Origin of the sequence: Mammaliicoccus sp. JADD-157 (assembly GCF_049310805.1) — a bacterium.
GTDB classification, from domain to species: domain Bacteria; phylum Bacillota; class Bacilli; order Staphylococcales; family Staphylococcaceae; genus Mammaliicoccus; species Mammaliicoccus lentus.
Genome location: NZ_JBMOVZ010000003.1, coordinates 511,245 through 526,686, shown reverse-complemented (window position 1 = coordinate 526,686; position 15,442 = coordinate 511,245). Strand labels below are relative to the sequence as shown.

12 protein-coding genes are annotated in these 15,442 nt (G+C 34.0%); 9 read left to right on the top strand and 3 right to left on the bottom strand.

Annotation, left to right across the window (positions count from 1 at the left end; translation table 11 throughout):
* From ACO6VN_RS11585 to eutH, 7 genes are all read left to right on the top strand, one after another.
* Window positions 1–2,380 (top strand): LPXTG cell wall anchor domain-containing protein (locus ACO6VN_RS11585; RefSeq protein ID WP_422404702.1); only part of this gene is annotated, 2,380 nt, incomplete at its 5' end.
* Window positions 2,381–2,489: 109 nt separating this feature from the next.
* Entirely contained in the window at window positions 2,490–2,678 is a 189-nt protein-coding gene (locus ACO6VN_RS11580; RefSeq protein WP_064205183.1) for a hypothetical protein, read from the top strand.
* 44 nt (window positions 2,679–2,722) lie between these two features.
* On the top strand, window positions 2,723–4,228 hold the full coding sequence (gene gtfA, locus ACO6VN_RS11575) for an accessory Sec system glycosyltransferase GtfA (RefSeq protein ID WP_194200284.1): 1,506 nt from the start codon (window positions 2,723–2,725) through the stop codon (window positions 4,226–4,228).
* Window positions 4,221–5,543, top strand: coding sequence for an accessory Sec system glycosylation chaperone GtfB (gene gtfB / locus ACO6VN_RS11570; RefSeq protein WP_194200285.1), 1,323 nt, complete (start codon window positions 4,221–4,223; stop codon window positions 5,541–5,543). The genes gtfA and gtfB overlap by 8 nt, the downstream gene beginning before the upstream one ends.
* 154 nt (window positions 5,544–5,697) lie before the next feature.
* A complete protein-coding gene (locus ACO6VN_RS11565; RefSeq protein WP_422404705.1) occupies window positions 5,698–7,113 on the top strand; it encodes a histidine kinase N-terminal domain-containing protein in 1,416 nt (471 codons plus the stop codon).
* Between the two features lies 1 nt (window position 7,114).
* The gene (locus ACO6VN_RS11560) at window positions 7,115–7,681 is read left to right on the top strand and encodes an ANTAR domain-containing response regulator (RefSeq protein ID WP_016999801.1); all 567 of its coding nucleotides are present in this window, start codon (window positions 7,115–7,117) and stop codon (window positions 7,679–7,681) included.
* A gap of 98 nt (window positions 7,682–7,779) precedes the next feature.
* Window positions 7,780–9,021 carry an ethanolamine utilization protein EutH gene (gene eutH, locus ACO6VN_RS11555; protein WP_016999802.1) on the top strand — a complete coding sequence of 414 codons (1,242 nt, stop codon included), beginning with the start codon at window positions 7,780–7,782 and terminating at the stop codon, window positions 9,019–9,021.
* A 62-nt stretch (window positions 9,022–9,083) separates the two neighbouring features.
* On the opposite strand, the gene ACO6VN_RS11550 is transcribed toward eutH, so the two are convergent.
* Genes ACO6VN_RS11550 through ACO6VN_RS11540 form a run of 3 tightly spaced genes read right to left on the bottom strand, consistent with a single transcriptional unit; the run spans window position 9,084 to window position 12,728 of the window.
* Window positions 9,084–9,851 carry an SDR family NAD(P)-dependent oxidoreductase gene (locus ACO6VN_RS11550; RefSeq protein WP_016999803.1) on the bottom strand — a complete coding sequence of 256 codons (768 nt, stop codon included), beginning with the start codon at window positions 9,849–9,851 and terminating at the stop codon, window positions 9,084–9,086.
* Window positions 9,852–9,876: 25 nt separating this feature from the next.
* Window positions 9,877–11,271 carry a glutamine synthetase family protein gene (locus ACO6VN_RS11545; RefSeq protein ID WP_016999804.1) on the bottom strand — a complete coding sequence of 465 codons (1,395 nt, stop codon included), beginning with the start codon at window positions 11,269–11,271 and terminating at the stop codon, window positions 9,877–9,879.
* 14 nt (window positions 11,272–11,285) lie between these two features.
* Window positions 11,286–12,728: an NAD-dependent succinate-semialdehyde dehydrogenase gene (locus ACO6VN_RS11540; protein WP_216683469.1), complete on the bottom strand. Its 1,443-nt coding sequence runs from the start codon at window positions 12,726–12,728 to the stop codon at window positions 11,286–11,288.
* Between the two features lie 212 nt (window positions 12,729–12,940).
* Between ACO6VN_RS11540 and ACO6VN_RS11535 the strand changes: the two genes are divergently transcribed.
* Together ACO6VN_RS11535 and ACO6VN_RS11530 are read left to right on the top strand one after the other, a co-directional pair.
* A complete protein-coding gene (locus ACO6VN_RS11535; protein WP_216683470.1) occupies window positions 12,941–14,008 on the top strand; it encodes a M20 family metallopeptidase in 1,068 nt (355 codons plus the stop codon).
* Window positions 14,009–14,145: 137 nt separating this feature from the next.
* On the top strand, window positions 14,146–15,408 hold the full coding sequence (locus ACO6VN_RS11530; protein WP_194200290.1) for a putative glycoside hydrolase: 1,263 nt from the start codon (window positions 14,146–14,148) through the stop codon (window positions 15,406–15,408).
* Window positions 15,409–15,442: the final 34 nt, after the last annotated feature.

Below are 15,442 nucleotides of genomic sequence, written 5' to 3'. Positions count from 1 at the left end.
GTCGGAATCGATCAGTACAAGTGAGTCGTTAAGCGAGTCAGAGTCATTGAGCACGAGCGAATCATTAAGTGAATCAGAATCATTGAGCGCGAGTGAGTCGTTAAGTGAATCAGAATCATTGAGTGAAAGCGAATCGTTAAGTGAATCGGAATCGATCAGTACAAGTGAGTCGTTAAGCGAGTCAGAGTCATTGAGTGAAAGCGAATCGTTAAGCGAGTCGGAATCATTAAGTGAGAGTGAGTCATTAAGTGAATCAGAGTCGTTGAGCACAAGCGAATCATTAAGTGAGTCAGAATCGTTGAGCACGAGTGAATCATTAAGCGAGTCGGAATCATTAAGTGAGAGTGAGTCATTGAGTGAATCAGAATCATTAAGTGAGTCGGAGTCATTGAGTGCCAGCGAATCTCTAAGTGAGTCAGAATCGTTAAGTGAATCAGAGTCATTGAGTGCAAGTGAATCTCTAAGTGAGTCAGAGTCATTGAGCGCAAGTGAATCATTAAGCGAGTCAGAATCATTAAGTACAAGTGAATCACTAAGTGAGTCGGAGTCATTGAGTGCCAGCGAATCACAAAGTGAATCGGAATCGATCAGTACAAGTGAGTCGTTAAGTGAATCAGAATCATTAAGTACAAGTGAATCACTAAGCGAGTCAGAGTCATTGAGCGCAAGTGAATCTCTAAGTGAGTCGGAATCAATGAGTGCCAGCGAATCGTTAAGTGAATCAGAATCTCTAAGTGAGTCAGAGTCATTGAGTGCAAGTGAATCATTAAGCGAGTCAGAATCATTGAGTGAGAGTGAGTCATTAAGTGAGTCAGAATCATTGAGTGAGAGTGAGTCATTAAGTGAGTCAGAGTCATTGAGCGCAAGTGAATCATTAAGCGAGTCAGAATCATTAAGTGCAAGTGAGTCGTTAAGTGAGTCAGAGTCGTTAAGTGAAAGTGAATCACTAAGCGAGTCAGAGTCATTAAGTGAGTCGGAATCATTGAGTGCCAGCGAATCATTAAGTGAATCGGAATCGATCAGTGCAAGCGAGTCATTAAGCGAGTCAGAATCATTAAGTACAAGTGAATCACTAAGTGAGTCAGAATCATTAAGCGAGTCAGAATCATTAAGTACAAGTGAATCACTAAGTGAGTCGGAATCATTGAGCGCGAGTGAATCGTTAAGTGAGTCAGAATCATTGAGTGCCAGCGAATCACAAAGTGAATCGGAATCGATCAGTACAAGTGAATCACTAAGTGAGTCAGAGTCATTGAGCGCAAGTGAATCTCTAAGCGAGTCAGAATCATTAAGTACAAGTGAATCTCTAAGTGAGTCAGAATCATTAAGTACAAGTGAATCTCTAAGTGAATCAGAGTCGTTGAGCGAAAGTGAATCATTAAGTGAGTCGGAGTCATTGAGTGAGAGTGAGTCGTTAAGTGAATCAGAGTCGTTGAGCACAAGCGAATCATTAAGTGAGTCAGAATCATTGAGTGCCAGCGAATCACAAAGTGAATCGGAATCGATTAGTACAAGTGAGTCATTAAGTGAGTCAGAGTCATTGAGCGCAAGTGAATCATTAAGCGAGTCAGAATCATTAAGTGCCAGCGAATCATTAAGCGAGTCAGAATCATTAAGTACAAGTGAATCTCTAAGTGAGTCGGAATCGATCAGTACAAGTGAGTCGTTAAGCGAGTCAGAGTCATTGAGCACGAGCGAATCATTAAGTGAATCAGAATCATTGAGTGAAAGCGAATCGTTAAGTGAATCGGAATCGATCAGTACAAGTGAGTCGTTAAGCGAGTCAGAGTCATTGAGTGAAAGCGAATCGTTAAGCGAGTCGGAATCATTAAGTGAGAGTGAGTCATTAAGTGAATCAGAGTCGTTGAGCACAAGCGAATCATTAAGTGAGTCAGAATCGTTGAGCACGAGTGAATCGTTAAGCGAGTCGGAATCATTGAGTGCCAGCGAATCACAAAGTGAATCGGAGTCATTAAGCGAATCGGAGTCATTGAGTGAGAGTGAATCATTAAGTGAGTCAGAGTCATTGAGTGAAAGCGAATCGTTAAGTGAATCAGAATCATTAAGTGAGTTAGAGTCATTGAGTGAGAGTGAATCATTAAGCGAGTCGGAATCGTTGAGTGCAAGTGAATCATTAAGTGAGTCAGAGTCAATGAGTGAGAGTGAATCGTTAAGCGAATCAGAATCATTAAGTGAACAAGAATCACCAATGGATTCAGATTCTGATAATGAAGCGAACCAAAATGATAAAGACAAAGCTTCAGAGTTACCAGATACGGGTGATGAGGCAACGAAAAATGGGTTATTAGCAGGCCTCCTTGGATTAGGTGGATTGGCATTATTTAGAAGAAGTCGTAAAAAAGAAACAGATAATAATTAATAGAATTTGATTTGAATATCAATACAAAATACAGCTGAGGATATTCTCCTTGGCTTATTTTGTTATACTAAGTAAATAAAAATCTCTATAGTTATAGGAAGTGTGATATATGAGTGAAAATATAAAAGAAACAGAAGAACTAGATGAAATTAATAAACAAATTGAAGAAGAATTAAATGAATATGATGCTGAAACAATTCAACAAAATACGAAAAAAGAATTTCTGACTTTTAAATTCTTTGGTAAGTTTATTATATTGGCGATAATGATTTTTAGCATAGTAAAATTGTTTATTTGATAGGTGAAATTGTGGTTTAAACTTTAGTTATTGAGGTGTAATTAATGACGATATATAGCATGAACTATAGTATTGGATGGGCTAGTAGTGGTGTAGAGTATGCGCAGCTATACAGAGCTCAAGCTTTAAGGGAAAGAGAAGAAAAATTAAAGTTCGTGTTTTTAGAATTTATAAAAACTGAAAATATACAGACGCTAACAAAAAATTTAGGATTTAATGATGATGAAGTAGTATGGTTATATCAATTTTTCACAGATATCAAAATTGCGCCTTCGAGTGTTAAGTTAGAAGAGGTTATTCAATCACTTAACGATGATATAACAAAAACAGAAGATGAAGGAAAAATTAAAAAGTATTTCTATAACAAAAACAGCAACTATATCGTTTGTCATTTAAAAGATGAAGATAGCGATATTGTGGATAGAGTTGAATATATATCAAGAGGTAAATTACTACGAAAAGATTATTATTCCTATGTTCGTATTTTTTCAGAATATTATGCACCTGAAGACAATATGGCTAAATTATATATGAGAGTCTTTTATAATGAAGATGGTTCTACGGCATACAGTGAATATATAAATGATGATGACAGTATGTTTGTATTTAAAGAAAAAATACTATATTCCAAGCAAAGCTTTATTGCATATTTTATGAAAAAGCTTCAGTTATCACAGAATGATATAATTTTATTGGATCGTTCAAAAGATGTCGGCCAAGTTATGTTAGAAAATAAAAACCAGGCTAAATTAGGTGTAGTGATTCATGCAGAACACTACAATGCCTCAACATCGAATGAAGATTATATACTTTGGAATAACCACTATGAATATGTATTCACCAATGCTCAGAAAGTAGATTTCTTTATCACGGCAACGGATATTCAAAATAAACTTTTGGCACACCAAATGGAGAAGTATAATCATATCAAGCCTAAAATATATACAATCCCTGTAGGTAATTTAAAAAGTTTACCACAACCATTAAACAGAAAATCTTATTCTATTATTACAGCTTCAAGGTTAGCACTTGAAAAACACGTGGATTGGTTAATTAAGGCAGTAGCAGTTGCAAAGCAGAAAATACCTGAAATAACATTTGATATATATGGAGAAGGATCACAAAAACAGGTGTTGAAAAATCTCATTAGTGAAAATAATGCCGAAAGTTATATCGCATTACATGGGCATGTGAATTTAAATCAAGTATATGAGAATTATGAGTTATTTTTATCAGGATCAACGAGTGAAGGATTTGGATTAACATTGATGGAAGCGATAGGTTCAGGATTAGGTCTTATTGGTTTTGATGTCAATTACGGTAATCCGACCTTTATTGACGATCAAAAAAATGGATATCTCATACCAATTAAACTGAACGTGGAATCTGAGTCTATAATAGTGAAAAAAATTGCTGAAGCTATAATTCAATTTTTTGAAAATGACACAAATTATTTCCATGAAGCTTCTTATAAAATCGCAGAACAATTTACACAAAGTTCTGTAAAAAAACAGTGGAATGATTTAATTGAAGAGGTGCTTTATGATTAATTTATTTGAAGCTTTTGATAAACAAACGATTGTCCTATATAATTCGTTTAAGTTTTCTAATATAAAGAGACAAACAATCGTTATTGAAGCAGATGGTTTTCTTCCGGAAGATGTTAAAACACCGTATGAATACTTTGCAAATAATGAAAAAATGCCTATTAAACCATTATTTTTTAACCAAGTAAAAACACCAGAATTTTGGATGATTGAAGGTAATAATAATGAGGCAGTAATTAAAGATACAGGTGAAATTAAAGCTAGAATTATTTATAAAAAGAATTATAAGCACAGAATAGTAGAGCGAATTGAGTGGTTAAACAACCAAGGTCATACTCAGTATATCGATTATTATAATAAATATGGATACAGGTATGCTCAAGTATTATTGGACCCTAATACCCATAGAAGAATATTAAAACGTTACTTTAACGCTAAAGGTGAAGTGTTTATAGTTGAGAACTTCATTACAAATGACGTTATTTTGAATTGGAAAGATAAAGAATACTTCTTTCATTCGAAAATACAATTTGTTAACTTTTATATTCAAGTTGCAGGTTTAGAATCAGAACAATTTTTAATCAATTCATTTTCTATTCCTGCTGCAGTGATGAATGGTTTAAATGCTTCTAGTAATGACTATTTATATTGGCAAGGAGATATTACGAGTGATGTTATTCGTCATATGGAAAATATATTGTCTAAAGAACGTAGATCCTTCAGCATTATTGTGCCGGGTAATAGAGCTTACGAAAAAGTTAAAGAATCCATTAGTGATAAATGGAAAAATCGTATCCGGAAATCTGGATATGTATATAACTTCCTGAAATCTAATAACCATTCTAACCAGGTGTTGATACTGACAAATTCAGACCAAATACCACATTTAAAGGAAATTGTACAAGCACAACCACATTTAGATTTTCATATTGCGGCAATGACTGAGATGTCTAAGAATTTACTAGACTTCAATAAACATACTAATGTTAAATTATATCCAAATGCTAAAAAGAGTGAATTTAAAGCCCTTTATGAAAAGTGTGATATTTATTTAGACATTAATAAAGGCAATGAAATATTAGATGCAGTTAGAGCAGCATTTGACTACAAATTATTAATTTTAGGTTATGAAGCAACTGCGCACAATAACGTAGTAACAGCACCAATTAATCTGTTTGATGTAGAGTATCCTCATACGCTCATTACTAGGTTAGAAGAAGTTACTCAAAATAATGATATATTCGATAAATATTTAGAATTACAGTTAGAACAAGCAAATGCTATCGATAAAGTGACATTTATTGAATCTGTAAAATGAAATCCAACATTCAAAAACTCCTAATGACTTTTTAATAAAGCCGTTGGGAGTTTTTACTATACTAAGTTTTGAATTGACATATTTTTAATTCGATTTCATAATAGTAATATAAAAATATTCGAAATATTCATACAATTATCATAGGGGATGGTATATTATTGAGAACATCAACTTAGTTAGTAAAGCGCTTACATCTTTGTCGGAAGAAGCTTATAATAAGATTATTAATCTTTCAAATCAACTTCAAATGGTTGCTGATCTCAACTGTGCAAATGTATTTATTGATTGTCCGACTGACAATAAGGATGAAGTGGTTGTTGTTGCTGAAGCAATTCCTAAAAATGTGAAGAGTTTATATCAAACATCAGTTATTGGTGAGAATGTTTATGAGAAGTTTGAACCAGCCGTTTTTGAAGTATTAAGGGGTAAAGATTTTTCTCAATATAAGGCTGTTACACAAGAAGGTAAAGTGGTTGAACAGAGTGTAACACCGATTATGTTGGGAGAAGAAATTATTGGCACACTGATTATGGAGAAAGATATAAGTAGTAAAGTAATGAAGGAAAATCGTTTGAAAGCATTAACTCAAGCAACTAGTACGTTGAGTAACATTGTTTCTCGTTCAAAAAACAATGAGGTTTTTTTCCCAGATATGATTGAAGAAAGTTTTTTTGAGTTGGATAATGATTTGAATATACGTTATTTCAATCTAACTGGAGAGAAAATGATAAGTGATATTAAGGGAACTAAGTGTGAAACTGGTTTGTGTTTTGTAGAACTCTTTCCAACGGTCGAAAGTATGTTAACAGATGGTCGAATTATTACAATTGAAGAAAAAGAACTTCATAATCATTATTTTCAAATTAAATGTATTCAATTACTTGAAGATGGGGGTGTGACAGGTCATCTTATTCTTATGAAAGACATAACGGATTTAAAGGAAAAAGAACGAGAATTGATTTCCAAATCTGCTGCAATTGGTGAAATTCATCATCGTGTTAAAAATAATCTTCAAACTGTAGCGAGTATATTGAGATTACAAATGAGAAGGGGATTGCCAGATGGTAGTGAACAATATTTTCAAGAAAGTTTGAATAGAATCATGAGTATTGCTTCTGTCTATGAAGTCATCCTAGATGAATCATCAACGGATTTAGTCAATATTGATAAACTAGTTAAGAAGATAGGAAATATGATTGTCTATAATGAGACTTCAGATAAAGTTATACATATAGATTATAAGACTGAAGGTCAAATTCATCTTGTATCAAATATAGCTGTATCAGTGGCACTCATCGCAAATGAACTTATTACAAATTGTTTAAACCATGCATTTAATTATCAGACTGATGGAAAGATTGATGTACATTTAAGGTACGACCAACAGAACCAATCGCATATTCTTGAAGTTCAAGATACAGGTATAACAGAAAGCGAATTTATCCATTCTTTTGGACTGAAAATTGTAAAAACTATTACGGAAAATGATTTAGAAGGCACATTTAGTATTAAGCGTAATAATATCGGCACTTTAGCACGCGTTCAATTTCAATACAAAGGGGATGATTGAATTGACATCAATTATAGTTGTTGAAGATGAATCTATCGTTAGGATGGATATCATAGAAATGCTTAAAGAAGCTCAATACGAGGTAGTAGCGGAAGCCGGTAACGGAGAAAAAGCGTTAGAGTTGGTTGATAAATTTCGGCCTGATTTAGTCATTATGGATATTAAAATGCCGAAATTAAATGGTCTGAAAGCTAGTAAAATCATTTCAAAGAAATATGATATTCCAATATTAATACTAACTGCTTATAGTCATTGTGAATACGTAGAAGAAGCTAAACAAACTAATATTGTAGGATATATTGTAAAACCAATTTCAGAAGCGCAACTGTTGCCAGCTGTTGAAATTGCACTGTCGCAATCTAACAGCTTGAATCAACTAAGAATAGAAGTGGATAATACGAAAAAACAAATGAATAATCGTAAACTTGTTGAAAAAGCAAAAGGTCTTCTGATGGAGCAACTGAATTTATCAGAAGAAGCGGCTTATCAAAAACTTCGGCGAAAGAGTATGGATAAGCAAATCGCAATTGAAATAGAAGCTACAGAGATTATCAATGAATTAGGGTAATATGTTAAAAGTGAATACAACCAAGCAAAGGTGCTTATTTGAATTAATCAAATAGGCACCTTTTTGCATTTTTAGATTTAAAATAAGGAGGATTTAATATGGAGCATATAGGTACAATTATTATTTATATTATTATGTTATGTGCAGTATTAGGTGCGTTTGGTGCAATTCGAAATGCAAACGAAGGTATTGGTAAAGAGTTTATGGAAGGGATATATACAATTGGTCCAATTTTTGCAAATTCAGCAGGAATTATGGCATCTATTCCATTCATTTCAAAGTTTATTGAGAAATTTTTTGGACCTATGTTTGATAAGATAGGTGCAGATCCTGCAATTGCAGCTACTTCTATACTTGCTACGGATATGGGAGGATATCAACTGGCAGATGTATTAAAGGCGAGCTACGAAGGTTGGATAATGGCGATGATTGTTGGGCTGATGGCAGGGGCAACAATAGTGTTTACAATACCACTTGGTTTGCCAATGCTTGATAAACGAGATCATAAATATATGGCTTTAGGTATATTATCTGGTTTGTTAGCAATACCGTTCGGTGTATTTATTTCCACGGTAATAATTCTATTTAGCAATACGAAAATAAGAACTACGATTGATACAACTAGTGACCCAACGCATTTGTTTCAAATAAGTATGACTACAATATTTACGAATTTACTGCCACTTATTATCTTTGTAGTTGTTACAGCAATAGGATTATACTTCTTCTCAGATATTATGATAAAGTTATTTATTTTCTTCGGAAGAATATTAGATGCATGTATTAAATTAGTATTTGTGTTCTCGGTAGTAGAAATATTTACAGGTTTATTTACAAACGTATTTGGTGGTTGGGGGTTTGATCCAATTATGGCTGATAAAAAAGATAATTTCCGAGCATTGGAGAATGCAGGTAACATTGCAATTATGCTTTCTGGTGCATTCCCTATGGTATACCTAATTCGTAAATATTTCTCTAGTAGCTTACATCGAATAGGTAATAAAGTTGGACTGAGTGAAGTAGGTAGCGCAGGATTTATTGCTACTATAGCTAATATACTAGCTATGCTAAAGTTGGTAAGAGATATGCCACCTAAAGATAAAGTGTTGAACATAGCATTTGGTGTATGTGCAGCGTTCTTATTAGGTGACCATTTATCATACTCAGCTAATTTTCAGCCTACATTAATACCCGCAGTGCTAATTGGGAAATTGAGTGGAGGGATAATAGCTATCATATTTGCTTATATCTTATGTATACCGAAAGCGAAAAAGTTAGAAAAACTGGATAGAAAAATGGGAATTATAGGTGAGAAAGAATACTTAGAAGATAAATTTTAAAAATAGTAAGCGCCCAACACTTGATTAAAGTGTTGGGCGTTTTTGCTGTTATTTCATAATACTTAGAAGTAATTAGAAGTTATACCACCATCTACATTAATGTTAGCTCCATTTGTCCAATTAGACTCATCTGATGCTAAATATAAAGCGCAATTTACAATGTCTTCAGGCTTACCAAATCTGCCTGCGGGTTGTCTGTCTAATCGTACTTTCTTAGCTTCTTCATCTGATACAAGCCACTCCATTAACAATGGCGTTTCAATTGGCCCAGGGCTAATCGCATTTGTACGAATGCCTTTAGGACGGAATTGTATTGCTAATGATTTTGTTAAGGCTACTACAGCGCCTTTAGAAGCGGTATAAGCATCTTGTGGTACTGAACAACCCATTTGAGCGACGAATGAAGCAATATTTATGATTGATCCAGAACTGTTTTTCTCCATTTCTGGAATGACATACTTCGTCATAAAGAATATACCTTTAACGTTAATATTCATGACTAAATCCCATACACTTTCTTCTGTATTTACTACAGAATTATCTGCTTCTGGCATTACACCAGCATTATTATAGAGAACGTCTATTCTTCCGTATGTTGTTATTGTTTCAGCTACCGCACTTTTAACATTTTCTTCATTTGAAATATCTACTACAAATAATGAAGCTTCTCCACCATTATTATGAATAGAATCTACTGTTGCTTGCCCTGCTTTTTCATCTCTTTCAAAAACAGCTATTTTACCGCCTTCTTTAGCAAATGTTTCAGCAGCTACTTTTCCCATTCCACCGCCTGCACCAGTAATTATACAAACTTTATCTTTGAGTCTCATCATATATTCCTCCTTAAAATCAACATTAACTTTGTTCAAAGTATCGTGAACGTTCCCAAGTTGTGACGAATGAATCAAATTCATTTTGCTCGGATCTAGCAGCTTCTAAATAGTGTTTAGCAACATCTTCACCTAGAACTTCTTTCACTACGTCACTGTTCTTCCAATTCCAAATTGCTTCGTGTAAAGAAGATGGTATGCGATCTATATCTTCTTGTTCATAAGCATTTCCAACTAATTCATCAGGTAATTCAATTTTATGTTCAATACCGTATAAACCAGCACCGATTAAAGCTGAATATGCTAAGTACGGGTTCATATCTGCACCTGAAATTCTAGATTCAAACCTTAATGAATTACCGTCACCGACTACGCGGTATCCAGCTGAACGATTATCTTTACTCCACGCAATGCTTACAGGCGCCCAAGTATTAGGTGCGAATCGCTTATAAGAATTGACGTATGGGGCAAATAATAATGCAAAATCTTTCGTATATTTGATAATTCCTGCTAAGAAGTGCTGCATTGTTTCTGATTTAGGATCAACTGCGTCTTCACCGGCATAAAAAGCATTATTTTTTGTTCCCTTTTCCATTAAACTTAAATGAATATGACCACTCGAACCAGTCCATTCTTCATATGGTTTAGCCATAAATGTTACAGCTTTCTCATTTTGAATACATATTTCTTTCATGCCGTGTTTAAACATAATGTGTTGATCAGCTGCTTTTAAAGCGTCTGCATATTTCAAATTGATTTCATGTTGACCTTTATAAGCTTCACCCTTTGAAGATTCAATTTGTATACCCATCAAATGCATTTGATTTCTTATTCTTTGATATAAAGGTTCATTTTTACTACCTTGTAATAAATTATAATCTTCATTTAAATGGCCGGCAGTTTCTAAGTTGTCATAGCCTTTTTTGTCAATTTCGGCAAATGATTGATTGAAAAGATAGAATTCAAGTTCACTTGCCATATGTGGAGAAAATCCAAGTTTTTCTGCTTTTTCAATTTGATTTTTAAGTATGTTCCGTGGCGCTATACAAATTGGTTCACTTCCATCCACTGTATATACATCACAGAATACGATTGCTGTTTTTTCTAGCCAAGGAATCACTTTTAATGTGTTTAAATCAGGAACTGCTAAATAGTCACCATAACCTTTGTCCCAATTCATGAACTCAAAGTTTTCATTTGTATCCATTGTGAAGTTGGTACCTAATAGGTAATTACAGAAATGAGTACCCTCTGAAATATCATTTTCTAATATGAATTCGCCAGTAACACGTTTTCCCATCAAACGTCCCTGCATGTCACAAAATCCCATAATAATCGTGTCGATGTCTTCAGATTTTACTAATTCAATTAATTGATCTTTCGTAATATCTCCAGTTACTTTTTTGCCATTAGTATTCATAAATGACAACCCCCTTATGATTTAAGTAAAGATAATGAAATATACTTCAATTCTAAAAATCCGTCTAAACCGTAGTGACTGCCTTCGCGACCCATACCGCTTTCTTTAATTCCTCCAAATGGTGCTTGAGGGACACTTAATTGAGTACCGTTAACACCAATCATGCCAAATTCGAGTTTTTCACTCATTTTATAAATTGTATTGATATTGCTTGAGAAGAAATAAGCTGCAAGTCCATATGGCGAAGCATTCGCAATATCTATTGCTTCATCTTCATTGTCGAACGATATAATAGGTGCTACTGGCCCGAATATTTCTTCTTGGGCAATTGTCATGTTAGCCCTAACGCCACTGATAACAGTAGGTTGATAGAATAGTTCAGATTCTCCTGTATTGGCCTTCTTTCCACCTAATTCTATAAATGCCCCTTCTTTTTGAGCTTCGGAAACGAGTTGTTCTACTTTATCTATAGCTTTTTTATTAATCAAAGGTCCGACTTGAACATTTTCTTCATCAGCTGATCCGATTTTAATTTTCTTGACGCGTTCTATTATTTTTTCAGTCATTTCTTGTTTCACGTCTTTATGTACGAGAATGACGTTAATGCCGTTACACATTTGACCACTGTTTTCGAATTTATTATCAACAATCGCATCTGCTGCATTATCTAAATCTGCATCAGGAAGTACAATTGCAGGTGCGTTCCCTCCGAGTTCGAGCGAGATACGTTTAACTTGATCGGATGCTTTACTCATTAGAGTCTTACCAATTTGAGTTGAACCAGTAAACGATATTTTCTTAACGCGTTTATCTGCGAATAAAGTATCTGAAATTAATGAAGAACTACCTGTAACAATATTAGCTACACCTTTATCTATTCCTGTAGCCATTAATTCATCAAAGATTGCAATAGCTATCCTAGGTGTTTCACTTGATGGTTTAACAATTACAGTACATCCGGCAGCTAAGGCGGGTGCTACTTTACGTGCCACCATTGCACCTGGGAAATTCCACGGTGTAATGAGACCACAAACCCCAACAGGCTGTTTAATCACTGAAATACGTTGATTTTCTGAAGATGGAGGTATAACTTCTCCATATATACGTTTACCTTCTTCACCGAACCAACGTATAAATTTGGCGCAAACGCCAATTTCTCCAAAAGCTTCGGCATATGGCTTACCTTGTTCTTCACTCATAATTTGTGCTAATTCTTCTTGTTTGTTTAATAAATTAACCGCCCATTGTTCTAAATAATATTGTCTCGTTTCAGCAGTATAATTAGACCACTTTTCGAAAGAAGAAACAGCAGAATTAATCGCTTCTTGGACAGTATCTTTAGAAACACTTGGTACACCTCCAATGTTGTTACTGTTGGCAGGATTGAATACTGAAATCACCTCATCAGTTGTGACTTTTTCACCATTAACCCAGTTATAATTTAAATCTCGTGTCATAAATATCCCCCTTAAAATGCAAAAAGGCGCTTATATCCCCAACACGGAATGTTGGGATATAAGCGCCTTTGCTTAATATATTCACTTTAAAATAAGTTGTTAGTTTATATTTAAGATGTATTAATACAACTAAACTTTACTAAAATTTTTAAATCTTGTCAATATTCTGTCAATATACTATACTTTCCTCAAAATGATAAGGGGATGATTACATGAGTAAAACATTAAAACTATTACAAAGATTAATTTCTTACGATAGTTCTAGTAAAGAAGGAGCAAATGAAATAATCGATTACTGCCAAAAATGGTTAAAAAATCATAATCTTGAATCAGAAATTATAACAAACAACGACTATAAAATGCTGATTTGTACAATAGGGAATGGAAATAAAACGCTTGTGCTAAATGGACATGTAGATGTCGTAAGTGGTAAAGAAGGGCAGTTCGAGCCAGTTATCAAAGATGGAAAAATATATGGAAGAGGTTCCGCAGACATGAAAGCAGGTGTAGCAGCGTTTATGGTAGCGATGAGCGAAATTCAACACTCAGAATTAAATGACACGAAAGTACAACTACAACTCGTGACCGACGAAGAAATTGGAGGAAATAACTGTGCAGCATATTTAACAGATCAAGGTTATTTAGGAGACTTTGTAATATGTGCGGAACCTACACAACTCGGTATAGGTTTCCAAGCAAAGGGCATCTTACAATTTGATGTCCAACTGTTTGGTAAATCTGCACACGGAAGTAGACCATGGGAAGGAGAAAATGCGATAGAAAAAGCATTACAAATTCATAATCAAATAATGAATTTACCATTCGCTAAAGAATCAACAGATATATACGAAGCACCGTCAATAAACTTGGCCAAAATCAATGGAGGAGAAGTCTATAATAAAGTACCTGACTCATGTACAATCTCGTTCGATATACGATATTTACCTACTCAAGATAAAGACGAAATACTAGAACAAATCAAAAACATCACTGATGGAGAAATAACGATTAATTTAACAGGTCCGGCAGTCTTAAATGAAACAACAAACCCCCACATACAGCAACTAATCAAAGAAATTCAAGAACATTCTCAACTACAAGAGGTACCTATATTTGGTCAGCATGGATTTGCAGACACAAGGTATTTCTCGAGATACAACGTACCAGCAATCGAATTTGGACCATCCGGTGATGCATGGCACGGGGATGGAGAATATGCAGTTATAGATTCAATAGATACATACAAAGATATCATTGTTTCGTTTAGTAAAGTGTTTTGATTATCAATTCATTAAGAAGTAAAGAATAAAATATACCTTGTTTAAAATAGTAAAAATATGTAAAATGCGAAGCGTGGAATAATATAATGTTTAGAAACTTTTTCAAAATCAATATATAGAAATAAGGGGAGAAAATGATGAAATCATGGAAGTTTTTAGCAGTGGCGCTTGCAGTTATCTTGGTTATGTCAGCTTGTAATAAAGATACTGATTCAAACAACGAGAAGAAGAATAGCAGTGAACAAAAGAAAACTAGTAGTAAAGATAAGAAAGATAGTAATGAATCAGAGAAAGATACATATAGTGATATTGATTATCCTAAAGATGGTGTGAAGGGTATTTACGTGACACCAGATTCAGCAAGTGGAGAACAATTTGATGAATTGATTAAGTTTATAAACGAAACAGAATTAAATGCATTGGTTATCGATGTTAAAGATGATTCAGGTAATATTACGATGGACTTCAAAAGTGATAATAAGTTAATTAGTAGTAATACAGTAGACAGTGTAGATGTTAAAAAAATCATCAAAGAAATGGAAAAGAATGATATCTATCCAATCGCGCGTGTTGTTACATTTAAAGATTCTAATTTAGCTCATCAAAAACCTGATTGGTCGTTTAAAACGGCTGATGGTAATGTATGGGAAAATGAAGGTGGAGACAGCTTTATAAATCCGTTTGATGATAATGTATGGAACTATAATATAGAAGTAGCGAAAGAAGCTGCTAAAGCCGGATTTAAAGAAGTACAATTTGATTATGTTCGTTTCCCAGAAGGGTTTGAAAACAAAGACGCGGAATTACAATATTCTAATGGTAAATACAAAGGTAGCGATTTAAATAATATCAAACAACGTGTAGATACAATTACAGAGTTTTTAAAAACAGCACGTAAAAATTTGAAATCATATGACGTTAAAACATCCGCAGATGTATTTGGTTACGCAGCTACAGTTAAAGAAACACCAGGTATTGGACAGAGTTTTCCTAAAATAGCTGAAAACGTCGATGTTATATCATCTATGGTTTATCCCTCACATTGGGGTACTGGTGATTTTGGATTAGAAAATCCAGATACAGAACCTTATAAAACGATAGACAGTTATCTAGATAAAGAAAAAGAAGCACTTAAAGATGTAGACAGTGAAAAAGTTAAATCACGTCCATGGCTTCAAGACTTTACAGCGTCTTACTTAGGTGAAGGTCGTTATATAGATTACAATAAAGAACAAGTAACTGCACAAATTCAAGCATTAAAAGATCATGGTATTGATGAGTTTTTACTATGGGATGCATCAGGTAACTATAATAAAGGCGTCGATTATAACCCAGAGAAATATTCGAACCCAGACGCTCAAAAACCTAACCAACAGTATAATGAAAAACAAGAAAAGTAAATATTTCGATTTTTTGTCATATGTTACAAGAAAT